General features: G+C 74.3%; 22 protein-coding genes and 1 riboswitch. Of the genes, 14 read left to right on the top strand and 8 right to left on the bottom strand.

From position 1 onward, the window contains the following. Window positions 1-47 precede the first annotated feature (47 nt). Entirely contained in the window at window positions 48-530 is a 483-nt protein-coding gene (locus ACGH52_RS09685; RefSeq protein WP_059301872.1) for an Asp23/Gls24 family envelope stress response protein, read from the bottom strand. 87 nt (window positions 531-617) lie between these two features. Between ACGH52_RS09685 and ACGH52_RS09690 the strand changes: the two genes are divergently transcribed. Continuing rightward, complete coding sequence (locus ACGH52_RS09690; RefSeq protein ID WP_076973734.1) at window positions 618-1,403, top strand: nucleopolyhedrovirus P10 family protein; 786 nt, start codon at window positions 618-620, stop codon at window positions 1,401-1,403. A gap of 16 nt (window positions 1,404-1,419) precedes the next feature. On the opposite strand, the gene ACGH52_RS09695 is transcribed toward ACGH52_RS09690, so the two are convergent. From ACGH52_RS09695 to ACGH52_RS09705, 3 genes are all read right to left on the bottom strand, one after another. Beyond that, complete coding sequence (locus ACGH52_RS09695) at window positions 1,420-2,223, bottom strand: enoyl-CoA hydratase/isomerase family protein (protein ID WP_059301870.1); 804 nt, start codon at window positions 2,221-2,223, stop codon at window positions 1,420-1,422. 157 nt (window positions 2,224-2,380) lie between these two features. Next, window positions 2,381-2,602 (bottom strand): helix-turn-helix domain-containing protein, encoded by a 222-nt coding sequence (locus ACGH52_RS09700; RefSeq protein ID WP_003976983.1) that lies wholly within the window; start codon window positions 2,600-2,602, stop codon window positions 2,381-2,383. A gap of 336 nt (window positions 2,603-2,938) precedes the next feature. After that, complete coding sequence (locus ACGH52_RS09705) at window positions 2,939-4,537, bottom strand: ABC-F family ATP-binding cassette domain-containing protein (protein WP_399938608.1); 1,599 nt, start codon at window positions 4,535-4,537, stop codon at window positions 2,939-2,941. 206 nt (window positions 4,538-4,743) lie between these two features. On the opposite strand from ACGH52_RS09705, the gene ACGH52_RS09710 reads away from it, so the two are divergent. Continuing rightward, window positions 4,744-5,157, top strand: a complete 414-nt coding sequence (locus tag ACGH52_RS09710; protein WP_171987100.1) for a VOC family protein — start codon at window positions 4,744-4,746, stop codon at window positions 5,155-5,157. 32 nt (window positions 5,158-5,189) lie between these two features. On the opposite strand, the gene ACGH52_RS09715 is transcribed toward ACGH52_RS09710, so the two are convergent. From ACGH52_RS09715 to ACGH52_RS09725, 3 genes are all read right to left on the bottom strand, one after another. Then, complete coding sequence (locus ACGH52_RS09715) at window positions 5,190-6,608, bottom strand: hypothetical protein (protein ID WP_399938610.1); 1,419 nt, start codon at window positions 6,606-6,608, stop codon at window positions 5,190-5,192. Between the two features lie 205 nt (window positions 6,609-6,813). Then, window positions 6,814-7,941: a S9 family peptidase gene (locus ACGH52_RS09720; RefSeq protein ID WP_076973738.1), complete on the bottom strand. Its 1,128-nt coding sequence runs from the start codon at window positions 7,939-7,941 to the stop codon at window positions 6,814-6,816. Between the two features lie 115 nt (window positions 7,942-8,056). Beyond that, window positions 8,057-8,755, bottom strand: coding sequence for a class II aldolase/adducin family protein (locus ACGH52_RS09725; RefSeq protein ID WP_121701812.1), 699 nt, complete (start codon window positions 8,753-8,755; stop codon window positions 8,057-8,059). 224 nt (window positions 8,756-8,979) lie between these two features. On the opposite strand from ACGH52_RS09725, the gene pitH reads away from it, so the two are divergent. From pitH to cobI, 9 genes are all read left to right on the top strand, one after another. Beyond that, a complete protein-coding gene (pitH, locus tag ACGH52_RS09730) occupies window positions 8,980-10,242 on the top strand; it encodes a low-affinity phosphate transporter PitH (protein ID WP_121701811.1) in 1,263 nt (420 codons plus the stop codon). Window positions 10,243-10,276: 34 nt separating this feature from the next. Then, the gene (locus tag ACGH52_RS09735; RefSeq protein WP_059301864.1) at window positions 10,277-10,498 is read left to right on the top strand and encodes a hypothetical protein; all 222 of its coding nucleotides are present in this window, start codon (window positions 10,277-10,279) and stop codon (window positions 10,496-10,498) included. Between the two features lie 172 nt (window positions 10,499-10,670). Then, window positions 10,671-10,817: riboswitch (cobalamin riboswitch) on the top strand. Window positions 10,818-10,922: 105 nt separating this feature from the next. Continuing rightward, on the top strand, window positions 10,923-11,888 hold the full coding sequence (locus tag ACGH52_RS09740) for a cobalamin biosynthesis protein (RefSeq protein ID WP_121701810.1): 966 nt from the start codon (window positions 10,923-10,925) through the stop codon (window positions 11,886-11,888). Next, window positions 11,885-13,393 carry a cobyric acid synthase gene (locus tag ACGH52_RS09745; RefSeq protein ID WP_399938613.1) on the top strand — a complete coding sequence of 503 codons (1,509 nt, stop codon included), beginning with the start codon at window positions 11,885-11,887 and terminating at the stop codon, window positions 13,391-13,393. Before ACGH52_RS09740 ends, ACGH52_RS09745 begins: the two co-directional genes overlap by 4 nt. Beyond that, a complete protein-coding gene (gene cobN, locus ACGH52_RS09750; RefSeq protein WP_121701808.1) occupies window positions 13,390-17,043 on the top strand; it encodes a cobaltochelatase subunit CobN in 3,654 nt (1,217 codons plus the stop codon). Before ACGH52_RS09745 ends, cobN begins: the two co-directional genes overlap by 4 nt. Further along, on the top strand, window positions 17,040-19,064 hold the full coding sequence (locus ACGH52_RS09755; RefSeq protein WP_399938615.1) for a putative cobaltochelatase: 2,025 nt from the start codon (window positions 17,040-17,042) through the stop codon (window positions 19,062-19,064). Before cobN ends, ACGH52_RS09755 begins: the two co-directional genes overlap by 4 nt. Further along, window positions 19,064-19,663, top strand: coding sequence for a cob(I)yrinic acid a,c-diamide adenosyltransferase (gene cobO / locus ACGH52_RS09760; protein WP_059301859.1), 600 nt, complete (start codon window positions 19,064-19,066; stop codon window positions 19,661-19,663). The genes ACGH52_RS09755 and cobO overlap by 1 nt, the downstream gene beginning before the upstream one ends. Further along, a complete protein-coding gene (locus ACGH52_RS09765; RefSeq protein ID WP_399938617.1) occupies window positions 19,660-21,114 on the top strand; it encodes a cobyrinate a,c-diamide synthase in 1,455 nt (484 codons plus the stop codon). The genes cobO and ACGH52_RS09765 overlap by 4 nt, the downstream gene beginning before the upstream one ends. Continuing rightward, a complete protein-coding gene (cobI, locus tag ACGH52_RS09770; protein WP_059301918.1) occupies window positions 21,111-21,860 on the top strand; it encodes a precorrin-2 C(20)-methyltransferase in 750 nt (249 codons plus the stop codon). The genes ACGH52_RS09765 and cobI overlap by 4 nt, the downstream gene beginning before the upstream one ends. Window positions 21,861-21,880: 20 nt before the next feature. Here the strand turns inward: cobI and ACGH52_RS09775 are convergent, their stop codons facing one another. Next, a complete protein-coding gene (locus ACGH52_RS09775) occupies window positions 21,881-22,609 on the bottom strand; it encodes a ZIP family metal transporter (protein ID WP_059301858.1) in 729 nt (242 codons plus the stop codon). 110 nt (window positions 22,610-22,719) lie between these two features. Here ACGH52_RS09775 and cobM point away from each other — a divergent pair, with 110 nt between their 5' ends. From cobM to cobJ, 3 genes are read left to right on the top strand one after another with little or no spacing between them, the layout of a single operon-like run. Beyond that, a complete protein-coding gene (cobM, locus tag ACGH52_RS09780) occupies window positions 22,720-23,532 on the top strand; it encodes a precorrin-4 C(11)-methyltransferase (RefSeq protein WP_121700770.1) in 813 nt (270 codons plus the stop codon). Then, a complete protein-coding gene (gene cbiE, locus ACGH52_RS09785) occupies window positions 23,529-24,767 on the top strand; it encodes a precorrin-6y C5,15-methyltransferase (decarboxylating) subunit CbiE (protein ID WP_399938620.1) in 1,239 nt (412 codons plus the stop codon). The genes cobM and cbiE overlap by 4 nt, the downstream gene beginning before the upstream one ends. Then, window positions 24,764-26,443 carry a precorrin-3B C(17)-methyltransferase gene (gene cobJ, locus ACGH52_RS09790; RefSeq protein ID WP_399938621.1) on the top strand — a complete coding sequence of 560 codons (1,680 nt, stop codon included), beginning with the start codon at window positions 24,764-24,766 and terminating at the stop codon, window positions 26,441-26,443. Before cbiE ends, cobJ begins: the two co-directional genes overlap by 4 nt. Window positions 26,444-26,476: the final 33 nt, after the last annotated feature.

The following is a 26,476-nucleotide window of genomic DNA, read 5'->3' on the forward strand; positions in this document are numbered from 1 at the left end:
ATCCACCGTTCAGTCAGTGTGCGGCCAGTGTCCGGTCGGTGTCCGCGTCACTTGATCCGGGGCTCCGGTTCCTCGTCCTCCTCGTCGGGCAGCTTCACGTCGCTGACCGCGATGTTGACCTCGACGACCTCAAGGCCGGTCATCCGCTCCACCGCCGCCACCACGTTCTCCCGTACGTCGCGGGCCACGTCCGCGATCGACACGCCGTATTCGACGACGATCTCCAGGTCGAGGGCGGTCTGCTTCTCGCCGACCTCGGCCTTCACTCCGCGCGTCACCCCGGACTTGGTCCCGCCGGGCACCCGGTCGCGCACGGCGCCGAAGGTGCGGGACATCCCGCTGCCCATCGCGTGCACACCGGCGACGTCCCGTGCCGCCATTCCAGTGATCTTCTCCACGACACCGTCGGCGATGGTGGTCCGTCCCCGGGAGCCGGGGTCCCCGCCGCCGCGCCGCATCGTCTGGCCCTTGGCCGCCCCGGGGGTGTCGATCGTGTCCTGCCCGCTCCGGTGGCTCTCCATGTCACTCATCGCCGTACGTCCCTTTCGGTCGTAGTCCTGTGACCACGTTAGGCGGGGTTGCGGTGACGCGCGCCACGGATGCGGCAGGCTGGAGGAATGACGACGGCGGACGGGTGGACGCGCACGGTGCGGGAGCGGCTGGGTCTCGGCAGGCTGCTGCCGCTGGGCGGCCCGGAGGACGGGGCGTGGATCGCCGAGCGCGCGGCCCGGGAGGTGCTGCTGGCGGCGGCCCGGGAGGTGCCCGGTGTACGCCCGGGTGACCTGCGGATCGGTCTCGCGGACCCGGACGACACCCGGGAGGCGGCCGTGCCGCCTCCGCCGGGCGCGCTGCCGCCCGGTGCGCTGCGGGTGACGGCCGGCTTCGCGGCGGTCGTGGGGCCGGCGGCGACCGCGGAGCCGCTGCCGGTGACGGCGGCCCGCCTGCGTGCGGCGCTGGCGGACGCGGCGCAGGGGCGGCTGGGCCTCGCGGCGGCGGACGTGGATCTGCGGGTGACCGGTCTGGACGACGTGGGCGCGGCCACTGGTACGGGTACGGCACCCGGCCGTGGGCCCGGCGCCGGGCCGGAGCCGGGACCCGCCGACACCCCCGACGTGGGCGGGCGCGAGGACGGCGGGGCGGTCGGCGGGGACGAGGACCGGGTCGCCGGGGTGGTGCGGGCGGTGCCGGGCGTGGTCCGGCTGACGGGCGTACTGGGCCGCCCGGTGCATGTGACCCGGCCGCCGGCGCGGGAGGGGGCCCTGCCGCGCCGGCATGTCCGGGTGGAGTTGGCGGTGCACGCGGACCACCGGGCCGTCGAGGTGGCCCGGCGGGTTCGCGCGGTGGTGGCCGAGGCCCTGCCGGACCGCCCTTCGGTGGCGGTGGTGGTGACGGCCGTCGGCTGAGAGGCTCGGGGCGCCGTTACTCGCCGAGCCCGGCCAGGTCGCGCAGGCGGCGCCCCTGGGCGGCGCGTTCGGCGGTGCGCTGGGCCTCGTAGTCCCGCGTCAGGGCGCCCTGGAGCAGCGCCTTGGTCTCGACGACCGCGTCGCGCGGTGCGGCCAGGATCGCCGACACCAGGTCGTGCACGGTGGGATCGAGCTGGTCCGCGGGCACGGCGAGGTTGGCCAGGCCGGTGCTCACGGCCTCCTCGGCGGTGACGAACCGCCCGGTCGCGCAGATCTCCAGCGCGCGGGCGTACCCGACCAGGGACACCAGGGGGTGCGTGCCCGTCAGGTCCGGCACCAGGCCCAGGCTGGTCTCGCGCATGGCGAACTGCACGTCGTCCGCGACGACCCGCAGGTCGCAGGCGAGGGCCAGCTGGAAGCCCGCCCCGATGGCGTGCCCCTGCACGGCGGCGACCGAGACGAGGTCGCTGCGCCGCCACCAGGTGAACGCCTCCTGGTACTCGGCGATGGCCGCGTCCAGCTCGGCGTCGCCGCCCCGCGCGAGGTCCATGAACGACGGTTCGCCGTCGAAGCCCTCGGGGGTGAACGCCTGCCGGTCGAGCCCGGCCGAGAAGGACTTGCCCTCGGCCCGCAGCACCACGGCGCGGACGGTGCCCGGCAGCAGCCGACCGGCCTCGGCGAGCGCCCGCCACAGAGCGGGGCTCTGCGCGTTGCGCTTGGCCGGGTTGGTCAGCGTCACCGTGGCGATCGCGTCGTCGACGGTGAGCCGCACGCCGTCCTGGTCGAGTGCCGGACCGAGGTCGTGGGCGGGCGAAGCCATGGGGCGCCTCCGAAAGATGCGGTCGTCGTCCCCGCCGCGCGCCGGACGGTGCGCCGTGCGACGGCAGGGCTAAGTGACTGCACAGTAACCACCCGGGCGGTCGGAGGACCGACCGGGTGGCCACCGTCACTTTCGGAGCCGAGGAGCCGCCGGGGTATCAGGCCGAAGTGGCCTTTTTGCCCCGGGTAGCCCCGCCACGCCCTCGGAGCGTGACACCCGACTCACTGAGCATGCGGTGCACAAAGCCATACGAGCGGCCGGTTTCCTCGGCCAACGCCCGGATGCTCGCACCGGCGTCGTACTTCTTCTTCAGGTCTGCCGCGAGCTTGTCGCGCGCGGCGCCGGTAACCCGGCTGCCCTTCTTCAGAGTCTCGGCCACCCGTGCCTCCTCATGGGAAGTGCGCTCTGGTACTCCTCATGATCACCCCTCCCGGCCCTCCTGGCCACCCATTCGGCAAGGTCGATGGGACAACGTGGTGACGACAGGAGCGGGCCCCCACATACGGAATCCGTGATTCCAGAGAATCCGGCGCGTTCGGCCGAACGGGTTTCTCCGCGTCATTCCAGGTCAGAAAGGCGTCGCGGCCGGACCCCCGGCAATGAGGGGCCCGGCCGCGAAATCGATGTAGGACACACCTCTTGATGAGGAGATCTCACACAGATGGTGGATCACGGATCGGCCGAATGATCCATCACCAGTGGATCATCCATTCGGTCAAGCGAGGGCGACGAGGTCCGCGTAGTCGGCGCCCCACAGGTCCTCGACGCCGTCCGGGAGCAGGATGATCCGCTCCGGCTGGAGCGCCTCGACGGCGCCCTCGTCGTGGGTGACGAGGACGACGGCGCCCTTGTAGGTGCGCAGCGCGCCGAGGATCTCCTCGCGGCTGGCCGGGTCGAGGTTGTTGGTGGGCTCGTCGAGGAGCAGCACGTTCGCCGAGGACACCACGAGGGTGGCCAGCGCGAGACGGGTCTTCTCGCCGCCGGAGAGCACACCGGCGGGCTTGTCGACGTCGTCGCCGGAGAACAGGAACGAGCCCAGCGTCTTGCGGACCTCGACCAGGTCCAGGTCGGGGTTGGCCGAGCGCATGTTCTCCAGGACGGTGCGCTCGGGGTCGAGGGTCTCGTGCTCCTGCGCGTAGTAGCCGAGCTTGAGGCCGTGGCCCTCGATCACCTGGCCGGTGTCGGGCTTCTCGACGCCGCCGAGGAGGCGTAGCAGCGTGGTCTTGCCCGCGCCGTTGAGGCCGAGGATGACGACCCGGGAACCCTTGTCGATGGCCAGGTCGACGTCGGTGAAGATCTCCAGCGAGCCGTAGGACTTGGACAGGCCCTCGGCGGTCAGCGGGGTCTTGCCGCAGGGTGCGGGCTCCGGGAAGCGGAGCTTGGCGACCTTGTCGGACTTCCGCTCGGCCTCCAGGCCGGAGAGCAGCTTGTCGGCGCGGCGGGCCATGTTCTGCGCGGCGACCGTCTTGGTGGCCTTGGCGCGCATCTTGTCGGCCTGCGAGTGCAGGGCGGCGGCCTTCTTCTCGGCGTTCTGACGTTCGCGCTTGCGGCGCTTCTCGTCGGCCTCGCGCTGCTGCTGGTACAGCTTCCAGCCCATGTTGTAGACGTCGATCTGGGAGCGGTTGGCGTCCAGGTAGAACACCTTGTTGACGACCGTCTCGACCAGGTCGACGTCGTGGGAGATCACGATGAAGCCGCCGCGATAGGTCTTCAGGTAGTCGCGCAGCCAGATGATCGAGTCGGCGTCGAGGTGGTTGGTCGGCTCGTCGAGCAGCAGGGTGTCCGCGTCCGAGAACAGGATCCGGGCCAGCTCGATACGGCGGCGCTGACCGCCGGAGAGCGTGTGCAGCGGCTGGCCGAGCACCCGGTCGGGCAGGTTGAGCGCGGCGGCGATGGTGGCGGCCTCGGCCTCGGCGGCGTACCCGCCCTTGGTGAGGAACTCGGTCTCCTGGCGCTCGTACTGCCGCAGGGCCTTGTCGCGGGTGGCGCCCTGGCCGTTGGCGATGCGCTGCTCGTTCTCGCGCATCTTGCGGATCAGGGTGTCCAGGCCGCGGGCGGAGAGGATGCGGTCGCGGGCGAGCACGTCGAGGTCGCCGGTGCGCGGGTCCTGCGGGAGGTAGCCGACCTCGCCGGAGCGGGTCACGGCGCCGGCGGCGGGCTGGCCCTCGCCGGCCAGGACCTTGGTGAGGGTGGTCTTGCCGGCGCCGTTGCGGCCGACCAGGCCGACGCGGTCGCCCTTGGCGACGCGGAAGGTGGCGCTCTCGATGAGGACACGGGCACCGGCGCGCAGCTCGATGCCGGAGGCGGAGATCACGGTCAGACTCCTGGGCGGGTGGATTGGCGGGGTGGGCGGCTGTGGAGGTTCCCGCCGCTCTAATGCACGAGGAGAATGGCCATGGGGCCAGTCTAACGGGGCGGTGCAACCACTTTTCCCCGCGAGCGTTGTCGGTGGCCGGTGGAAGACTGGGCGAACGGGCCCACGAGCGGCGCGGGCCACCGGCTCACAGGGAAGTGATCGGCATGGCAGGCAACGAGGACGGGCGCCCGAGCATCTACCCGACGCTCCGGTACGCGGACGCCAAGGCGGCGATCCGGCAGCTCACCGAGGCCTTCGGCTTCACCGCACTCGCGGTGTACGAGGACGAGGACGGCTCGGTCGCCCACGCCGAACTGGTGCAGGGCAACGGCGCGGTCATGCTCGGCTCGAAGGGCAGGGGCGGCCGGTTCGACGAGGCCATGAAGAGCGGCGGCACCACGGGTGTGTACGTCGTGGTGGCGGACGTCGACGCCCATCACCGGCGGGCCGTGGAGCACGGCGCGGAGATCCTGATGCCCCCGACCGACCAGGACTACGGCTCGCGGGACTACATGGCCCGCGACCTGGAGGGCAACGTCTGGAGCTTCGGGACGTACGCGCCGGAGGTACGCGGGTAGCCTCCGGCGGTCCGTCCGTCGGGCCCGGCCGGTCAGCTGCCCCCGGTGTGGACCTGGAAGGCCGCCCGGCGGACGGCCTTGGCCAGGGCGGGGTCCGGGTGCGCGGCGGCGAGTGCCACCAGCACCTGCACGGTGCGGGGGTGGCCGACCGCGCGGACCTCGGCGAGCAGGGCCGGGACGGTGGCCTGCACCGCCGACTCCAGGTGCCGCACCAGCAGCGGGGCCTCCCCGTGGTCGGCGACGGCCGCCGCGGTGTCCACCCACAGCCAGGTGGCCTCCCGGCGGGTGAGGACCTCGTGGGCGTCCTCGGGGTCGGCGCCGTCGTGCTCGGCCAGCCACAGCAGGGCGTAGGGCCTGAGCGTCGGCTCGTCGACGACGCCGCGGACGTCGGGTTCGGCGGGGGCGCCGACGACGCGCAGCGCCTCGAAGGCGAGGCCGCGCAGCAGGGCGTCCTCGCCCCGGGCGGCCTCGAGCAGTTCGGCGACGGCGCTGCCGACGGGGCGGGCGGCGAGCCAGGCGCGGTACTCGGCGCGGGCGGCGTTGGGGCGGAGCTGGGCGCAGCCGCGGAGCATGCCCTCGGCCGACTGCTCGATGTTGCCGGCCGGGCTCTGCGCGGCGACGCAGATCTGCTCCAGCTTGACCCAGACCGCCCAGTTGCCGAGCGGGGTGAGCGTGGCGTGTCCGTCGCCGCAGGTGAGGGCGCCGACGGAGGCGAGGGCGTGCAGGGCCCAGTCCAGGAGGGGGGCGAGCGGGGTGTCGCCGGCGGGGGCCGGGTCCGGCTCGGCGCCCGGGGTGCCGGGTTCGAGCCGGGGGCCGTAGGGCACCTCGCAGCGCTCGGTGCGCAGTTCGGTGACGCGCTGCTCCAGCAGGTCCAGGAGCTGCGCCACGGGGACGGGCCCGGCGGACAGCTGGAGGAAGGAGAGCACCTGGGGCATCGCGGAGACGACCTCGGCCACCGCGGCGGGCTCCTGCCCGGCGGGCTCGGGGTGGGCGAGCGACCAGGCGTCGAAGAGGGCGACCCAGCCGCGCAGCACGGCGCTGTCGTCGCGGTTCCAGGCGCGCAGCCGCCAGCCGGGGCGGGCGGTGCCGCCGTGCACCTCGACCAGTCCGGCGAGGCGGGCGGTGTCCCAGTCGGCGCGGACCTTGGCCACGGGCAGGCCCAGTGCGCGGGCCGCGTGCTCGGCGGTGGCGTCGGACAGGGTGGCCTTGCCGTCGGCGGTCGCGCTGCCGCGGCCGGGGCCGAGTGCGGAGTCGGCCCAGCGGGCGACGCGGGCCGCGTCGGCAAGACCGGAGCGTGCCATTCCGGCCAGCTCGGACCGGGCCGGTGTGCCTTCCGGGGGGCGCGGCGCGGGGCGGCGTGGACGCCGCTGATTCATCGCTGGGGGGGCGGCGGCCAGGGGTCGCGGGCGGACGAGTCGGAGCCTGGAGTCGCGCGGGATACGGGACGTCACGGGTGCAGTCTTCCGGTTGACGGTCCGAAAACCCAAACGGAATGCCCCGGCGGCCTCCCGGGAGGGCCGGCGCGGGGGTCGTATGCACTGTTCGGGCATCGGATCAGGCCAGTGGTACGGCGCTGAACGGAACCGGATCGTCGCGCCCGCGGACCGGGGTCGCGGGGCGGACGGAGGGCGTGCGGGAGGAGGCGCCGGGAGGGGATCACACCAGTGGGGTCATGAAGCGGCGGAGGGTCTCCTCGTAGTCCGCGGGGTCGGCGTTCCACATGGCGCCGTGCGGGGCGTCCCGCACGGTGTGGAGGGCGACCAGGCGCGGGTGGGTGTCGGCGAGGCGGCGGGAGAGGCGCCAGGGGGCCACCGCGTCGCCGGGGCCGTGGAAGATCAGGGTAGGGACGGCCGGGCGGTGCAGGCCGGTGGTGCCGGTGTCCCGGTCGGCGTGCAGCCCGGCGCGGCCCTGCGCGGCGCGGACGGCGAGCGGCAGGAGCGCGCCGGGGGTGCGGCGGGCGGCGGCCAGGGCGCGCAGGGTGGCCTCCCAGCTGAGCACCGGGGAGTCCAGGACGAGCCCCGCGATGCGCTCGCGCACGCCGGAGAGCGCGGCGGTGCGCAGGGCCATGGTGGCGCCGGTGGACCAGCCGAGCAGGACGACCTGGCGGGCACCGTGGTCGAGGGCGTAGCGGACGGCCGCGTCCACGTCGCGCCATTCGGTCTCGCCGAAGTGGTGCAGGCCGTCGGGCGAGGACGGCGCGCCGACGTCGCCGCGGTAGGCGAGGGCGAGCACCGGGACGCTGCGGCGGTGCAGCGGGGCGATCAGGTTCAGGGCGTGCTCGCGGGTGGCGGCCAGGCCGTGCACGGCGATGATCCAGGTCGGGCGGGCCCCGGGCAGGAACCAGGCCGGGAGCGGACCGAGTTCCCCCGGGACCTCGACGTCGGCGTACTCCAGGTCGAGGGCCGTGCCCGGGTTGCCGACGTACAGGTTCGGGGTGAACCACGCCCGGTCACCGGTCCCCAGGGTGCCGTGCGTGACCCGTTCGAGGCGGCGTACGACGGTGTCGGCGCCGTGCTCGACGGTGCCGAGGACCGGGCCCACGACCGCGTGGGAGCCGTCACCGGCGAGCCCGTACCGGCCGGGGCGCAGGGCGGCCAGGTCCCGGGTGAGGGTGATCTGCCCGGCGGCGGTGCCGTGCACGGTGAGCCGGGGCTCGGTCGGCAGGGGCCGGCCGGGGGGCGCCTTGAGCGCCGCGTCGCTGGCGAGCCGGCCGACGGCGACGCTCGCCACCCCGGTCGCCAGAGCTGCGGTGACGGCGGCTGCCGTTGCGGTGACAGTGCGCATGGGGCCAGTCTCCTGGTGGAGTCCTCGGGCGGCCAGTGGACGCGTGACGGTGGGTGACGGGGATGCTGTGTCCCGTAGCCGGTACCCCATGATCCACCCGGCACGCACCTCCGCGTCAGCTCCGTTGCCCGTATCCCCGGAGGCGTTCGGTCACCTCCGCCAGCTGCTCCGGTGTGAGCAGGGAGGGCGCGTGGCCCGGCACCGAGACGGCGGTCAGCCAGAGGCGGCACATCCACTCCAGTTGGGCGGTGCGGTCGTAGGCCTGGTCGAGGGAGCCGCCGTAGGTGACCGTGCCGTGGTTGCGCAGCAGGCAGCCGGTGCGGTCGGTGAGGGCGTCGAGCATGGCGCGGGCGAGTGCGTCGGTGCCGTAGGCCGCGTAGGGGGCGACCCGGACGGGGCCGCCGAGCGCGGCGGTCATGTAGTGCACCGGCGGGAGTTCGGACACGAGCAGGGAGACCGCCGTCGCGTGCACGGCGTGGGTGTGGACCACGGCCCGGGCGTCGGGGTCGGCGCGGTACACGGCCAGGTGCATGGGCAGTTCGCTGGTGGGGACCAGCGTGCCGAGCACCTGGCGTCCGTCCAGGTCGACGCCGGTCGCGTCGCGTGGGGCCAGACGGTCGTACGGCACACCCGACGGGGTGACCAGGACCGTGTCGCCGACGCGCACCGAGACGTTGCCCGAGGTGCCCACGACCAGCCCGTCCGTCACCGTCCGGCGGGCCGTCGCGACGAGTTCCGCCCAGGCCGGCTCCCAGCTCGGTTCCCGGGCCGACTCCCCGGCCGATTCTCCCGCCGCAGCCCGCGATTGCGTCACAGTCACCGTCTCCTCCGGGGCGCCCGCGCGCCCCTCACGTCCCGTCGCCGACCGTCCTGGCGGTGATCCTGCCAGGGACGTCTCCGGAGAGCGCCGGAGCGGGCACGCAGAGGGAGGTTCCGACTCCGTCTGCGGTCACCGTGGCGCCCTGCCCAGTTCATCTTCCGTTCACTCTGGTTACCTACGTTCGTCGCGCCAATGACCTCGAACGATTGCCTGGGTAAATGGAAAGCTTCTCGCTGATCCTCGCGATTGTGGTGGTAACCGCACTCGCGTTCGATTTCACGAACGGTTTCCACGACACCGCGAACGCGATGGCAACGACCATTTCGACCGGTGCGCTCAAGCCCAAGGTGGCGGTGGCGATGTCCGCCGTCCTCAACCTTGTAGGCGCCTTCCTCTCCGTGGAGGTCGCCAACACGATCTCCAAGGGTCTCGTCGACGAGACCGGCATCCGTCCCGAGGTCATCTTCGCCGCACTGGTCGGCGCGATCCTCTGGAACCTCCTGACCTGGCTGGTCGGGCTCCCGTCCAGTTCCTCGCACGCCCTGATGGGCGGCCTGATCGGTGCCGCCGTCGCCTCGGCCGGTATCGGCGCGGTCAACGGCGACGTGCTCGTGACCAAGGTGCTCCTCCCGGCGATCGCCGCCCCGATCGTGGCCGGACTCGCGGCGCTGCTCGCGTCCCGGATGACGTACTCGCTGGGCCGCAAGGCCGACGGCAAGGCCGCCGCGAAGGGCTACCGGGCCGGTCAGATCGCCTCCGCCGGTCTGGTCTCGTTGGCCCACGGCACCAACGACGCCCAGAAGACCATGGGCATCATCACCCTCGCCCTGGTCGCGGGCGGCTCGCTCGCCCCCGACTCCGACCCGCCCGTGTGGGTCATCCTCAGCGCGGGCCTGGCGATCGCGCTCGGCACCTACCTGGGCGGCTGGCGCATCATCCGCACCATGGGCAAGGGCCTGACCGACCTCCAGCCGCAGCAGGGCTTCGCCGCCCAGACCAGTGCCGCCACGGTCATCCTGGCCTCGTCCCACCTCGGCTTCTCCCTGTCCACCACGCACTCGGTCTCCGGTGCGGTGATGGGCGCGGGCCTCGGCCGCAAGGGCGGCGTGGTCCGCTGGTCCACGGCCACCCGGATGTTCGTCGCCTGGGGCCTGACGCTGCCCGCCGCGGCCCTGGTCGCCGCGCTCGCCGAGTGGGTCTGCCGCCTCGGCGACTGGGGCACGGCCCTCGTCGCGGTGTTCCTGGTCGCCTCCAGCTTCGCGATCTGGCGGATCTCCCGCCGCGAGGTCGTCGACCACACCAACGTCGTCGACGGCGACGTGGTGGGCGCCCAGCAGCCCGAGCCGGCCGGTGTGGTCACCACGGCGATGGCCGCCGTGTCGCCGCCCCCGACGGGCGTGGCCGAGGAGCTGTCGGCCACCCTCCCGGCCGCCGCCACCACGTCCGACCCCAAGGCCCCCTCGGCCGCCACCACCGTCTGAACCCGCAGCCCGGGTACGAAGGAAGCGAACCTCCATGAGCATCGACTGGGCAGCTCTCGGCTCCGTCTTCGGCGTCAGCCTCGTGGTCACGGTGGCCCTGGTGGGCCTGTTCACCCTCGGCATCGTCGGCCTCTCCCGCCAGGAGCGGGCCGCCGCCGAGGGCGGCTCCGCGGCCCTCGCGGTCACCGGCGCGTACGCGTGCTTCGCGGCCTGCACGGCGGCGGTGGCGTACGGGATCTATCTGATCGTCGCCTGACCGCGCCGCTCGGCCACCGCCTGAAATCCGCCCGTTCACGGGCGCACGCGCCGGGGCGGGGCGCGGAACGGACTCGAACCGTTCCGCGCCCCGCCCCTTCGCGTGCCGGCGCACACCACTCGTGTGTGGGCCTTCGCACACTCCCCCGTCGCAGGTCAACGCCAGGTTGACGGGTGTTCGCGGGCCGTGGTGGACTTCCGGGGCCATCTACGGCGGCAGGAGAGGAAGCCCGGTGCGAATCCGGCGCGGTCCCGCCACTGTGACCGGGGATCAGGAAACCCCCGGGAGCCAGGAACTCTCACCGCCGGACTCTTCGAACCAGGGCGTGGACACCCTGAGTGAGGACATGACGCGATGCCCGGCTGCCGCCACCGCCCGACGCCCAGTGCCAGGTGCTTCCCCGACCCTGTGACCGGCTGAACCCGTGCGTGCCGGACGCGTCTTCGCGTACGGCGCCGCCGCCGGCCTCCTCGGCGACCTCCTCCTCGGCGATCCGCGCCGCGGACACCCGGTCGCCGCGTTCGGCCGTGCCGCGGGCGCCGTGGAACAGGTGCTGTGGCGGGACCACCGGGGCTGGGGCGCCCTGCACACCGCCGTGTGCGCCGGTGGCGCCGCCGCCCTCGGGCTGGCCGCCTCCCATGCCGTGCACCGCTCCCCCGCCGCCCGCGTCGTCCTGACCGGCGCGGCCACCTGGGCCGTCGTCGGCGGCACCTCGCTCGCCCGCGAGGCCGCCGCGATCGGCCGGGCCCTGGAGGCCGGTGACGTCGAGGCCGCCCGGGCGCGGCTGCCGCACCTGTGCGGGCGGGACCCGCGGGCGCTGGACGCCGACGGCATCGCCAGGGCCGTCGTGGAGTCCGTCGCCGAGAACACCTCGGACGCGGTGGTGGGCGCCCTGGTGTGGGGCGCCGTGGCGGGGGTGCCCGGGCTGCTCGGCTTCCGGGCCGCCAACACGCTGGACGCCATGGTCGGCCACAAGTCGCCCAGGTACCGCCGCTACGGCTGGGCCTCGGCCCGCCTGGACGACCTCGCGGGCTGGCCGGGCGCCCGCCTGACCGCCGTACTGGCCACCGTGGCCGGGGGCGACCCGCGGGGCGCGGTGCGGGCCTGGCGCGCGGACGCCGCACGGCACCCGAGCCCCAACGCGGGGCCCGTGGAGGCCTCGTTCGCCGGCGCCCTGGGCGTGCGGCTCGGCGGGACGCTCTCCTACGGCGGGCGGGTCGAGCACCGGCCCGTCCTCAACGGCGCCGCCGGGCGCCCCGTACGGGCCGGTTCCGGCGACATCGACCGGGCGGTACGGCTGTCCCGGCGCGTGAGCTGGCTGGCGCTGGGCGTGTGCGCGGGCGCACGGCTGCTCGCGCGCGGCATCGTCAGGAAGGGACGTACGTCATGAACGGTGGTCTGCTCGTCGCCGGTACCACCTCCGACGCCGGCAAGAGCGTCGTCACCGCCGGGATCTGCCGCTGGCTGGTGCGGCAGGGCGTGAAGGTGGCGCCCTTCAAGGCGCAGAACATGTCGCTGAACTCCTTCGTGACCCGCGAGGGCGCGGAGATCGGGCGGGCGCAGGCCATGCAGGCCCAGGCCTGCCGGGTGGAGCCGACCGCGCACATGAATCCCGTGCTGCTCAAGCCCGGCGGGGAGCGCAGCAGCCAGGTCGTCCTGCTCGGCAGGCCGGTCGGCGAGATGAGCGCCCGCGGCTACCACGGCGGGCGCCAGGAGCGGCTGCTCGGCACGGTGCTCGACTCGCTGGCCGAACTCCGCGCCTCCTACGACGCGGTGATCTGCGAGGGGGCGGGCAGCCCGGCCGAGATCAACCTGCGCCGCACCGACATCGTCAACATGGGGATCGCCCGGGGCGCCGGGCTGCCCGTGCTGGTGGTGGGCGACATCGACCGGGGCGGGGTCTTCGCCTCGTTCTTCGGGACGGTGGCGCTCCTCGCGCCCGAGGACCAGGCGCTGGTCGCCGGGTTCCTGGTGAACAAGTTCCGCGGCGACGTGTCGCTGCTGGAGCCGGGGCTGGAGATGCTGCACGGGCTCACCGGGCGGCACACGTACGGCGTCCTGCCCTTCCAACACGGGCTCGGCATCGACGAGGAGGACGGGCTGCGCGTCTCCCTGCGCGGGACCGTGCGGGAGTCGGTCGTCGCGCCGCCGGTGGGCGAGGACGTGCTGCGGGTCGCGGTCTGCGCGGTGCCGCTGATGTCCAACTTCACGGACGTGGACGCGCTGGCCGCCGAACCCGGTGTCGTGGTGCGGTTCGTGGACCGGCCGGAGGAACTGGCCGACGCCGACCTGGTGATCGTGCCGGGGACCCGCGGGACGGTGCGGGCGCTTCAGTGGCTGCGGGAGCGGGGGCTCGCGGAGGCGATCGTGCGCAGGGTCGCCGAGGGGCGGCCCGTGCTCGGCGTCTGCGGCGGCTTCCAGCTCCTCGGGGAGCACATCGAGGACGAGGTCGAGTCGCGCGCCGGGCACGTGGACGGCCTCGGACTGCTGCCCGTGCGGGTGCGGTTCGCCCGCGAGAAGACCCTCACCCGGCCGGTGGGCGAGGCCCTCGGCGAGCGCGTCGAGGGGTACGAGATCCACCACGGGGTCGCCGAAGTGACGGGCGGCAGCCCCTTCCTGGACGGCTGCCGGGTCGGACAGACCTGGGGCACCCACTGGCACGGCTCGCTGGAGTCGGACGGCTTCCGGCGGGCGTTCCTGCGCGAGGTGGCCGCCGCCGCGGGCCGCCGCTTCGTACCGGCCCCCGACACCTCGTTCGCCGCGCTGCGCGAGGAGCAGCTCGACCGGCTCGGCGACCTGATCGAACACCACGCGGACACCGACGCGCTGTGGCGGCTCATCGAGTCCGGCGCGCCGCAAGGACTGCCCTTCATTCCACCGGGAGCGCCCGCATGAGCACAGTGTTGTTGTTGTCGACCGCCGACACGGACCTGCTGGCGGCCCGCGCGTCGGACGCCGCCTACCGGATCGGCAACCCGACCCGGGTCGACGTGACGGAGGAGCTGCCGGGCCTGGTCGAGGGCGCGGACCTCGCCGTCGTGCGCCTGCTCGGCGGCAAGCGCGCCTGGGAGGACGGGCTGGCCGCGCTGAAGGCCGCCGGTGTCCCGACCGTCCTGCTCGGCGGCGAGAGCGTGCCGGACGCGGAGCTGATGGCCGAGTCGTCGGTCCCGGCCGGGGTGGTGGCGCAGGCGCTGCGCTACCTCGTCGAGGGCGGCCCCGACAACCTCACCCAGCTCGCCCGGTTCCTGTCGGACACGGTGCTGCTGACCGGCGAGGGCTTCGACGAGCCGCGGAAGATGCCGGAGTACGGCGTCCACGGCTCCCGGGCCTTCACCGAGGGCCGCCCGACGGTCGGTGTGCTCTTCTACCGCGCCCACCAGCTGAGCGGCAACACCGCCTTCGTCGACACGCTGTGCGACGCGATCGAGGCGCGCGGCGCCAACGCGCTGCCCGTGTACTGCGGTTCGCTGCGCGGCGCGGACCCCGGGCTGTACGAGCTGCTGGGCCGGACCGACGCCCTGGTCGCCACCGTCCTGGCGGCGGGCGGCACACACGCCTCGCAGGCCTCGGCGGGCGGTGACGAGGAGGCCTGGGACATCGGGGCCCTGGCCGACCTGAACGTGCCGGTGCTGCAAGGGCTCTGCCTCACCTCCTCCCGGGCCGCCTGGGAGGCATCCGACGCCGCGCTCTCCCCGATGGACGCGGCGATGCAGGTCGCGATCCCGGAGTTCGACGGGCGCCTGGTCACCGTGCCGTTCTCCTTCAAGGAGCAGGGGCCCGACGAGGTGCCGGTGTACGTCGCCGACCCGGAGCGGGCCGGGCGGGTCGCCGGGATCGCCGTCCGGCACGCGGCGCTCGGGCACAAGCCGAACGCCGAGAAGAAGCTGGCGCTGGTCTTCACCGCGTACCCGACCAAGCACTCCCGCGTCGGCAACGCGGTCGGTCTCGACACCCCGGCGTCGGCGGTACGGGTGCTGGACGCGCTCCGGGACGCGGGGTACGGGGTCAGCGGGTACCCGTCCGAGGGCGACGAGTTGATCCACCGGCTGATCGAGGCCGGCGGTCACGACGTGGAGTGGCTGACCGAGGACCAGCTCGCCGCCGCGCCCGCGCGGGTCCCGCTGGCCGACTACCGGGCCTGGTTCGAGAAGCTGGACCCTCAGCTGCGGGACGGCATGCGGGAGGCGTGGGGCGAGCCGCCGGGGTCGCTGTACGTCGACGGCGACGACATCGTGCTGGCGTCCCTCCAGTTCGGGAACGTCGTCGTGATGATCCAGCCGCCGCGCGGCTTCGGGGAGAACCCGATCGCGATCTACCACGACCCGGACATGCCGCCGTCGCACCACTACATGGCCGCCTACCGCTGGCTGGAGCACGGTTTCGGCGCCGACGCGATCGTGCACATGGGCAAGCACGGCACGATGGAGTGGCTGCCGGGCAAGGGCCTCGGGCTGAGCGGCGGCTGCGCACCCGACGCCGTACTCGGCGACCTGCCGCTGATCTACCCGTTCATCGTCAACGACCCCGGCGAGGGCACCCAGGCCAAGCGGCGCGGCCACGCCACGGTCGTCGACCACCTCGTACCGCCCATGGCACGCGCCGACACCTACGGCGACCTGGCCAAGCTGGAGCAGCTGCTCGACGAGTACGCGCTCGTCTCCGACCTGGACCCGACGAAGGCGCCGGCGGTCCGCGCGCAGATCTGGACGCTGGTCAAGGCCGCCGAACTCCACCACGACCTGCATGTGGACGACCAGCCGGACGACGACGCGTTCGACGAGTTCGTCATGCACATCGACGGCTACCTGTGCGAGATCAAGGACGTGCAGATCCGCGACGGCCTGCACATCCTGGGTGGCGGCCCGGTCGGCGAGCCGCGCGTCAACCTGGTCCTCGCGGTGCTGCGCGCCTCGCAGGTGTGGGGCGGACGGGCGAACGCCCTGCCGGGCCTCAGGGCGTCCCTCGCCGAGTACTTCGGCCTGGTGGAGAAGGAACTGCTGGCCGAGCCCGGCGCCCCGGTGAAGGTGCCGGTGGAGCTGACGGAGCTGGTGGACGGCCCGGCCCGGTCGGCGGCCGACGCGATCGACCTCCTCGAGCAGCTGTGCCGCCGGGTCGCGGAGGGCATGGAGCTGCGGGCGTGGGACGCGGCGGCCGTACCGGCTCTGGTGCGCGACGTGCTGGGCACCGAACTCCCCGACGCGGTCGCGGTGCTGGAGTTCGCCTGCACGGAGGTCGTGCCGCGCCTCGCCCGGACCACTGACGAGATCGGGCACATCCTGCGGGCGCTGGACGGCGGCTACGTGCCTGCCGGACCCTCGGGCTCCCCGACCCGCGGGCTGGTCAACGTCCTGCCGACCGGCCGGAACTTCTACTCCGTCGACCCGAAGGCCATCCCGTCCCGGCTGAGCTGGGAGGTGGGCCAGTCACTGGCCGACTCACTGATCCAGCGGTACCTGAACGACACCGGCGCGTACCCGAAGTCCGTCGGCCTCACCGTCTGGGGCACGTCCGCGATGCGCACCCAGGGCGACGACATCGCGGAGATCCTGGCCCTGCTGGGGTGCCGTCCGGTGTGGGACGACGCCTCGCGCCGGGTGACGGGCTTCGAGGTGGTGCCGGTCGCGGAGCTGGGCCGTCCGCGCGTCGATGTCACGGTGCGCATCTCGGGCTTCTTCCGGGACGCGTTCCCGCACGTCGTGGGGTTGATCGACGACGCGGTGCGGGCGGTGGCGGAGCTGGACGAGCCGGCCGAGTCCAACTTCGTGAAGGCGCACGCCGACGAGGACACCGCCGAGCACGGCGACCGGCGCCGGGCCACCTCCCGCATCTTCGGCTCCAAGCCGGGCGCGTACGGCGCGGGTCTGCTCCCGCTGATCGACGCCCGCAACTGGCGCTCCGACGCGGACCTCGCCGAGGTGTACGCGGTGTGGGGCGGCTACGCCTACGGGCGCGGGCTCGACGGGCGGGCGGCGCGGGGGGACATGGAGACGGCGTTCCGGCGGATCGCGGTGGCGGCGAAGAATGTCGACACACGCGAACATGACTTGGTCGATGCCGACGACTACTTCCAGTACCACGGCGGCATGGTCGCGATGGTGCGCCATCTGACGGGCGCGAGCCCGGAGGCCTACGTCGGCGACTCCGCCACTCCAGACCAGGTGAAGACCCGGACGCTGGGCGAGGAGACGCACCGGGTCTTCCGGGCCCGGGTGGTCAACCCGCGGTGGATGGCGGCGATGCGCCGGCACGGCTACAAGGGCGCCTTCGAGATGGCGGCGACCGTGGACTACCTGTTCGGGTACGACGCCACGGCCGGGGTGGTGGACGACTGGATGTACGAGCGGCTCAGCGCCGAGTACGTCTTCGACCCGGAGAACCGCGACTTCATGAAGAAGTCCAACCCCTGGGCGCTGCGCGGCATCACGGAGCGGCTGCTGGAGGCCGCGGACCGGGGGCTGTGGGCGGAGCCGGACGCGGAGACGCTGGAGCGGCTGCGCGCCACCTATCTGGAACTCGAAGGTGACTTGGAGGGTGACGACAAGTGAGTACCCCGTTCCCGTTCACGGCCGTCGTGGGCCAGGACGACCTGCGGCTCGCGCTGCTGCTGAACGCCGTCTCCCCGGCCGTCGGCGGTGTGCTGGTCCGCGGTGAGAAGGGCACCGCGAAGTCCACGGCCGTGCGGGCGCTGTCGGCGTTGATGCCTGAGGTGGACGTCGTCTCCGGGTGCCGTTTCTCGTGTGACCCCGACTCCCCCGACCCGGGCTGCCCGGACGGCCCGCACGAGCCGGGTGCGTTCGCGTCGCGCCCCGCGCGGATGGTCGAGCTGCCCGTCGGGGCCTCCGAGGACCGGCTGGTGGGCGCCCTCGACATCGAGCGGGCGCTGTCGGAGGGCGTGAAGGCCTTCGAGCCGGGGCTGCTGGCCGACGCGCACCGCGGGATTCTGTACGTCGACGAGGTCAATCTCCTCCACGACCACCTCGTGGACCTGCTGCTGGACGCCGCCGCCATGGGCGCCTCGTACGTCGAGCGCGAGGGCGTATCCGTGCGGCACGCGGCGCGGTTCCTGCTCGTCGGGACCATGAACCCCGAAGAGGGGGAATTGAGGCCCCAGTTGCTGGACCGCTTCGGCCTCACCGTCGAGGTCGCCGCCTCGCGCGAGCCGGACCAGCGGGTGGAGGTCGTACGGCGCCGGCTGGCGTACGACGACGATCCGGCCGGTTTCGCGGCGCGGTGGGCCGACGAGGAGGCCGCCGTGCGGGCGCGGATCGTGGCGGCGCGGGAGCTGCTGCCGTCGGTGCGGCTCGGTGACGGGGCACTGCGGCAGATCGCGGCGACTTGCGCGGCTTTCGAGGTGGACGGCATGCGCGCCGACATCGTGATGGCGCGGACGGCGACCGCGCTGGCGGCCTGGGCCGGACGGACGGAGGTGCTCGCGGAGGACGTACGGCAGGCGGCGCTGCTGGCGCTTCCCCACCGGCGGCGGCGCAATCCCTTCGACGCGCCGGGGCTGGACGAGGACAAGCTGGACGAGACGCTGGAGGAGTTCAGCGGGCAGGACGGGCCGGGCGAGGACGGGGACGACGATCCCGATCCGGGGCCCGACGGCGGTCCCGGTGGGCAGCCGGAGCCCGACGACGCGCCGCAGGGTGATGGCGACGCCGCCGCGCGGCCCGAAGCCGGGGAGGGCGGGGAGCCGCAGCCGTCCGGCGGTGCCGGGGAGCAGTCCCCCGCGCGTGCCGCCGAGCCGTTCCGGACCAAGGTGCTGAGCGTGCCGGGGCTGGGCGAGGGTGCCGCCGGGCGCCGTTCGCGGGCGCGGGCCGAGCACGGGCGGACCATCGGGGCCCGGCGGCCCCGGGGGGCGCTGACCAAGCTGCACCTCGCCGCCACCGTGCAGGCCGCCGCCCCGCACCAGCGGGCGCGGGGGCGCAGCGGGCCCGGTCTCGTGGTGCGCCGGGACGATCTGCGGCAGGCGACGCGCGAGGGGCGTGAGGGCAACCTCGTGCTCTTCGTCGTGGACGCCTCCGGGTCGATGGCCGCGCGGCAGCGGATGGGCGCCGTTAAGGGTGCCGTGCTGTCGCTGCTGCTGGACGCGTACCAGCGGCGGGACAAGGTGGGGCTGGTGACCTTCCGGGGTTCGGCCGCCGAGGTGGCGCTGCCGCCGACCTCGTCGGTGGACGCGGCGGCGGTCCGCCTGGAGGCGCTGCCGACCGGGGGGCGTACGCCGCTCGCGGCCGGGCTGCTGCGCGCCCACGAGGTGCTGCGGGTGGAGCGGTTGCGGGATCCGGCGCGGCGGGCGCTGGTCGTGGTGGTGACGGACGGGCGGGCGACCGGCGGCCCGGAGCCCGTCGCGCTGGCGGGGCGTGCGGCGCGGCTGTTCGCGGCCGACGGCACCGCCTCGGTGGTCGTCGACTGCGAGTCGGGGCCCGTGCGGCTCGGGCTCGCCGGGCAGCTCGCGGGTGAGCTGGGCGGTACGGCGGTGACGCTGGACGAGCTGCGGGCGGACTCGATCGCCGGGCTCGTGAAGGACGTGCAGGGCAGCAGGCAGGGCAGCAGGAGGGCCGCGTAGTGCCGCAGGGGAAGCCGAGTGTCGTACCGGACGACGGACTGACGACCCGTCAGCGGCGCAACCGTCCGCTGGTCGTGGTGCACACGGGCATCGGGAAGGGCAAGTCCACCGCCGCCTTCGGGCTGGCGCTGCGCGCCTGGAACCAGGGGTGGCCGATCGGGGTGTTCCAGTTCGTCAAGTCGGCCAAGTGGAAGGTCGGCGAGGAGAACGCCCTGCGGGTGCTGGGCGCCAGCGGCGAGGGTGGCTCGGTCGACTGGCACAAGATGGGCGAGGGCTGGTCCTGGGTCCAGCGCGACGCGCAGCTGGACAACGAGGAGAAGGCCCGGGAGGGCTGGGAGCAGGTCAAGCGGGACCTGGCCGCCGAGACGTACAAGCTGTACGTGCTGGACGAGTTCGCCTATCCGATGCACTGGGGGTGGGTCGACACCGACGAGGTGGTGTCCGTGCTGCGTGCGCGGCCGGGGACCCAGCACGTGGTGATCACCGGGCGGAACGCGCCCGACGCGCTGGTGGAGTGCGCCGATCTCGTCACCGACATGTCCAAGGTCAAGCATCCGATGGACGCGGGGCAGAAGGGGCAGAGGGGCATCGAGTGGTGACCTCCCCGGATTCCGGTGTTCCTCGGCTGGTCATTGCCGCGCCGTCGTCCGGGAGCGGCAAGACCACGGTCGCCACCGGGTTGATGGCCGCGCTCGCCGGGCGCGGGCTCGCCGTGTCCCCGCACAAGGTGGGGCCGGACTACATCGATCCCGGTTACCACGCGCTCGCCACGGGGCGGGTGGGGCGCAACCTCGACGCCTACCTGTGCGGGCCCGAGTTGGTCGGACCGCTGTTCCTGCACGGGGCGCGCGGGTGCGACATCGCCGTGGTCGAGGGGGTGATGGGGCTGTACGACGGGGCCGCCGGGGAGGGCGAGCTGGCGTCCACCGCGCAGGTCGCGAAGCTGTTGCGGGCGCCGGTGGTGCTGGTCGTGGACGCGTCGTCGCAGTCGCGGTCGGTGGCGGCGCTGGTGCACGGGTTCGTGAGCTGGGACCCGGAGGTGCGGATCGGGGGCGTGATCCTGAACAAGGTCGCGTCGGATCGGCACGAGGCGTTGCTGCGGGAGGCGGTGGACTGCGTCGGGGTGCCGGTGCTTGGGGTGTTGCGGCGGGCCGCGCCCGTGCAGACGCCTTCTCGGCATCTGGGGTTGGTACCTGTTGCCGAGCGGGGCTCGGAGGCGGTGGATGCCGTGGCGGCGATGGCCGCGCAGGTCGCCGACGGGTGTGATCTGGAGGCGTTGGTCGGGCTGGCGCGTAGTGCCGGTGCGTTGTCCTGTGCGGCTTGGGACGCGGGTGAGGCCGTGGTCTCCTCGCCCCCGCCGCCCCTTCCCGTCCCGTCCCTGGGGGCTGCGCCCCCAGACCCCCGAGATCGGCCTGGACGGCCTCGTCCTCAAGCGCCGGACCGGCTGAGAAAGCGTGTCGCCGTCGCCGGTGGGGCCGCCTTCACGTTCTCCTACGCCGAGCACACCGAGTTGCTCGCCGCTGCCGGGGCGGAGGTCGTCACGTTCGATCCGTTGCGGGACGAGGAGCTTCCGGAGGGGACCGCCGGGCTGGTGATCGGGGGCGGGTTTCCCGAGGTGTACGCCGCCGAGCTGTCCGCCAACGAGCCGCTGCGGAAGTCCGTCGCCGAGTTGGCGTCGAGCGGTGCTCCCGTCGCCGCCGAGTGTGCGGGGCTGCTGTATCTGTGCCGGGAGCTGGACGGGGCGCCGATGTGCGGAGTGCTGGACGCCTCCGCCCGGATGTCGGAGCGGCTGACGCTGGGCTACCGGGACGCCGTGGCCGTGTCCGACAGCGTGCTGGCCGGGGCGGGGACGCGGATGCGGGGGCACGAGTTCCACCGGACGGTGGTGGAGCCGGGGGCCGGGGCGGTGCCGGCGTGGGGGATGCGGGCGCCGGAGCGGCGTGTCGAGGGATTCGTGGAGCGCGGTGTGCACGCGAGCTATCTGCACACGCACTGGGCGGCCGAGCCCGGTGTCGCAAGTCGGTTCGTGGAGAGGTGCCGGACGTCATGAGCAGCAGGCTGATCGGTGTGGGGGTCGGGCCCGGGGACCCCGAGCTGGTGACCGTGAAGGGGGTCAACGCGCTGCGGGCCGCCGATGTCGTGGTCGTGCCCGTCATGGCTGCATCCGATGGAACAGATGGCGGGGAGCGCGGCCGGGCCGAGGCGACCGTGCTGCACTACGTGGGCGCCGAGAAGGTCGTACGGGTGGTGTTCGCGCTGAACGAGCGCGCCGACCGGGCGCGGCGCGAGGCGGCCTGGGACGCGGCCGGGGAGCGGGTGGCCGGGCTGCTGCGGGAGCACGGCGGCGTCGCCTTCGCGACCATCGGTGATCCCAACGTGTACTCCACCTTCACCTATCTCGCGCAGACCGTCGGCGCGCTGGTGCCGGGGACGGTCGTGGAGACCGTGCCGGGGATCACCGCGATGCAGGATCTCGCGGCGCGGTCGGGGGCCGTGCTGACCGAGGGCACCGAGCCGTTGACGCTGGTGCCGGTCACGGCGGGGGCCGCCGTGCTCAAGGAGGCGCTGCACGGGCCGGGCACGGTCGTCGCGTACAAGTTCGGCCGGCAGGCGGCCGAGGTGGCCGAGGCGCTGCGGGAGAGCGGGCGTCTCGACGACGCCGTGTGGGGGTCGGCGCTGGGGCTGCCGGAGGAGTCCGTACGGCCCGCCGGGGAGCTGGACGGGGCGCCGCTGCCGTATCTGTCGACGCTCATCGCGCCCGCCCGGCGCGAGGGCGGGCGGGGCGGGAAGCTGTGAACGCCCGCGGTGCGCGGGGCTCACTCGGCGATGCCCACGACCAGCCAGATGAACGCGGCGCCCGCGACCGTGCACAGCAGGGTCGAGCGGGCGGGGTGCTCGTGGTGGGCCTCGGGGAGGATCTCGGCGGCGGCGAGGTACAGGAGCACGCCGCCGAAGAGGCCGAGATACGCGCCGAGCGCGCCCTCCGGGATGGTGAACAGGAGGGTGGAGGCCGCGCCGGCGACGGGGGCGATCGCGTCGGCGACGAGCATGGCGATGGCCCGGCGGCGGGCGTTGCCGTACAGGCTGGTCAGTGTGTAGGTGTTGAAGCCGTCCGCGAAGTCGTGGGCGATCACCGCCAGCGCGACCGCCGTGCCCATGCCGCCGCCGACCTGGAAGGCGGCGCCGATCGCCACGCCGTCCATGGCGCTGTGGCCGACCATCGCGGCCGCGGCCGTCAGGCCCACCTCGGGCGAGCGGTGTCCGTGCTCGTCGGCGCCGTGTGCGGCGCGGCGCGCCGCCAGCAGGCGTTCCACCAGGTGCGCGAGCAGGAATCCGGCGACGAAGAGCAGCAGTGCCGCGGGCACGCCGAACACCTCGTCGCCCGCCGCCTCCAGGGCCTCCGGCAGCAGGTCGAGGCCGACCACGCCCAGCATGAGGCCGCCGGCCAGGCCGAGGACCAGGTGGCGCCGGTCGGTCACGCGCTGTGCCGTCCAGCCGCCGGCCAGCGTCATCAGGAACGCGCCGAGCGCGACGAAGACCGCCATGCGCCCTTGGTATCCGATCACGTCGCGTTCACGCGCGTACGACAGCAGCAACCGCAGTAAATATGCGCAGGGCGCACAGGAACAGAATGCACAGGAGAGGACCGAAAACGATGGATTCCGAGGCCAAGGTGACCTTCGTCGGTGCCGGTCCCGGCGCCGCCGACCTGCTGACGTTCCGTGCGGCGCGCGCCATCGCCGAGGCGGACGTGGTGATCTGGGCGGCGAGCCTCGTCCAGGCGGAGGTGCTCCAGCACGCGCGGGAGGGCGCCGAGGTGCTGGACTCGGCGACGATGTCGCTGGAGGACGTCGTCGCCGTGTACCGGCGGGCCCGGGAGGAGGGGCTGCGGGTGGCCCGCATCCACTCCGGGGACCCGGCGCTGTGGGGCGGCACGCAGGAGCAGCTCGACCGGTGTGCGGAGATCGGTGTGGCGACCGAGGTGGTGCCCGGTGTCTCCGCGTTCTCGGCCGTGGCCGCGCTCGCGCAGCGGGAGCTGACCATTCCGGAGGTCGCGCAGTCCGTGGTCCTCACCCGGCTCGGCGGGGGCAAGACGCCGATGCCGCCCGGGGAGGAGGTCCGCGAGTTCGCGAAGCACGGCACGACGATGGCGGTCTTCCTGTCGGCGGCCCGCAGCGGCCAGCTGGTGCGGGAGCTGCTGGAGGGCGGCTACCCGACCGAGACGCCGGTCGTCGTCGCCTACCAGGCCACCTGGCCGGAGGAGCTGGTCGTGCGGTGCACGATCGGGACGCTGGAGGAGACGGTCAAGGAGCACAAGCTCTGGAAGCACACCCTGTTCCTGGTCGGCCCGGCGCTCGACGCGCACGGCACCCGCTCGCACCTCTACCACCCGGGGCACTTCCACGGCTATCGCAAGGCCGACCCCGAGGCGCGCCGGGAGCTGCGCTCGCGGGGTGCGAGCACGTGATCACCGTGGTCGGGATGGGCGCCTCCTCCGGTGCGGCGCCCGGGGCGGTCGCCGCGGGTGCGGAGCTGGTCGTCGGGGGGCGGCGGCACCTGGACGCCGTACGGCTGCCTGAGGGGGCCCGGACGGTGGTCCTCGGGGCGTTGGCGCCCGCCCTGGACACGGTCGCGGAGTACGTCGCCGAGGAGCGGCCGGTGACCGTGCTGGCCTCCGGTGATCCGGGGTTCTTCGGGATCGTGCGGGCGCTGGCCGAGCGGTTCGGTCCGGAGCGGCTGGACGTGCGGCCCGGGGTCTCCTCGGTCGCCGCGGCCTTCGCGCGGGCCGGGCTGCCGTGGGACGACGCCGTGGTGGCGAGCGCGCACGGGCGGGATCTGCGGACGGCGGTGAACCTGTGCCGGGCGCACCCGAAGGTCGCCGTGCTGACGGGTCCCGGAGCCGGTCCGGCGGAGCTGGGGACCGCGCTCGGGTCCGACCGGCGGGTGCTCGTGGTCGCCTCGGCGCTGGGCTCGGCCGGGGAGCGCGTGGAGCGGGTGACGCCCGCCGAGGCCGCCGCCCGGGACTGGGGGGCGGCGGTGAGCGTGGTGCTGTGCCTGGACGAGGCGCGGGCGCTGGGGCCGGTGCGGGCGCTCGCGGGGCCGCGGCCGGGGCCCGCCGGATGGGCGCTGGACGAGGCGGAGTTCGCCCACCGCGACTCGATGATCACCAAGTTCGAGGTGCGGGCGCTGGCGCTGGCCCGCCTCGGGCCGCGCCCCGGCGACCTGGTGTGGGACGTCGGCGCGGGCTCCGGGTCGGTGGCCGTGGAGTGCGCGCGGCTCGGTGCCGCCGTCACCGCCGTCGAGAGGACGCCGGACGGTGTCGGGCGGGTCCGCGCCAACGCCGCCGCGCACGGGGTCGACGTGCGGGTGGTGCACGGGGCGGCGCCCGCGGTGCTGGGCGGCCTGGACGAGGAGCCGGACGCGGTGTTCGTGGGCGGTGGCGGACGTGAACTGCCCGCGATCGTCGCCGAGTGCGCGCGGCGGGCCCGGCGCGTCGTGGTCGTCGCGATGGCCGCGCTGGACCGGGTGCCCGCGGCGCGCCAGGCGCTGCTCGACGCCGGTCTCGACTGCGACGGGGTGCTGCTGCAGTCCTCGCGGCTCGCGCCGCTGCCGGGGGACGTGACCCGGCTCGCGGCCACCAATCCCGTCTTCCTGCTGTGGGGCGTCAGGCCGCACGGCCGTACCGAAGGAGTTGCCCCTTGATCGGGCTCATTTCCGCCACGGCGGCGGGAGCGGCGGCGCGGGACCGGCTGGCCGCCGCGTGGCCGGACCGCACGCGGGTGTACGAGGGTCCCGTCGCGGACGCCGTACGGTCCGCGTTCGCCGAGTGCGAGCGGCTGGTGTGCTTCCTGGCCACGGGGGCCGTGGTCCGGCTCGTGGCACCGCTGCTGGACGACAAGCGGACCGACCCGGGTGTGGTGTGCGTCGACGAGGGCGGGCGGTTCGCCGTGTCGCTGGTCGGCGGGCACGGGGGCGGCGCGAACGAACTCGCCCGTGCGGTCGGCGAGGTGCTGGGTGCTCAGCCGGTGGTGACGACGGCGACCGACGCGGTCGGGCTGGCCGGTCTGGACACGCTCGGGCTGCCCGTCGAGGGCGATGTCGCCGGGGTGTCGCGGGCCCTGCTGGACGGCGAGCCGGTGGCTCTGCGCGCGGAGGTGGCCTGGCCGCTGCCGCCGCTCCCGGTCGCGGCCGACGGGGCGTACACGGTCCGGGTGACGGACCGTGCGGTGGCGCCGTCCGGGCGCGAGGTCGTGCTGCGTCCGCCGTCGCTGGTCGTCGGCGTCGGCGCGTCCAGGGGGGCGCCGGTGGACGAGGTGCTCGCCCTGGTGGAGGCCGCGCTGCGCGAGGCGGGGCTGTCGGCAGCGTCGGTCGCGGAGCTGGCCACCGTGGACGCCAAGGCGGAGGAGCCCGGGATCGTCGGGGCGGCCGCACGGCTGGGCGTGCCTCTGGTGACGTATCCGGCGGAGGCGTTGGCGGGCGTCGAGGTGCCCAACCCGTCCGACGCGCCGCTCGCGGCCGTGGGCACCCCGTCGGTCGCGGAGGCGGCGGCGCTGGTGCGCGGGGGTGAACTCCTCGTGCCCAAGCGGAAGTCGGCGGCGGTGCCCGCGATGGCGACCTGTGCGGTGGTACGGCGGCCGGGGCGTGGGCGGCTCGCGGTGGTCGGGCTCGGTCCCGGCGCCCGGGACCTGGTGACGCCGCGGGCGCGGGCGGAGCTGCGGCGCGCGTCGGTGCTGGTCGGGCTCGACCAGTACGTCGACCAGATCCGCGATCTGCTGCGGCCGGGCACCCGGGTGCTGGAGTCGGGGCTGGGCGCGGAGGAGGAGCGGGCCCGGACCGCGGTCGAGGAGGCGCGGCGCGGCCATGCCGTCGCGCTGATCGGCAGCGGGGACGCCGGGGTGTATGCGATGGCCTCGCCCGCGCTGGCCGAGGCGGGCGACGACATCGACGTGGTCGGGGTGCCGGGCGTGACGGCGGCGCTGGCGGCCGGGGCGGTCCTGGGCGCGCCGCTGGGCCACGACCATGTGTCCATCAGCCTGTCCGACCTGCACACGCCGTGGGAGGTCATCGAGCGCCGGGTGCGCGCGGCGGCCGAGGCGGACCTCGTCGTGACGTTCTACAACCCGCGCAGCCGGGGCCGCGACTGGCAGCTGCCCAAGGCGCTGGCGATCCTCGCGGAGCACCGGGAGCCGACGACTCCGGTGGGCGTCGTGCGCAACGCGTCGCGCGCCGACGAGTCGAGCCGCCTGTCCACGCTGGCCGCGCTCGACCCGGCGACCGTCGACATGATGACCGTCGTGACGGTGGGCAACACCGCGACCCGGGAGATCGCCGGGCGCATGGTGACGCCGCGCGGCTACCGCTGGCAGGGGACCCGGTGACCCGCCGCTCCCCTGCCGCCGCTTCCCGGACCT

The sequence above is a fragment of the Streptomyces sp. BBFR25 genome (assembly GCF_044590125.1).
GTDB lineage: Bacteria > Actinomycetota > Actinomycetes > Streptomycetales > Streptomycetaceae > Streptomyces > Streptomyces canus_D.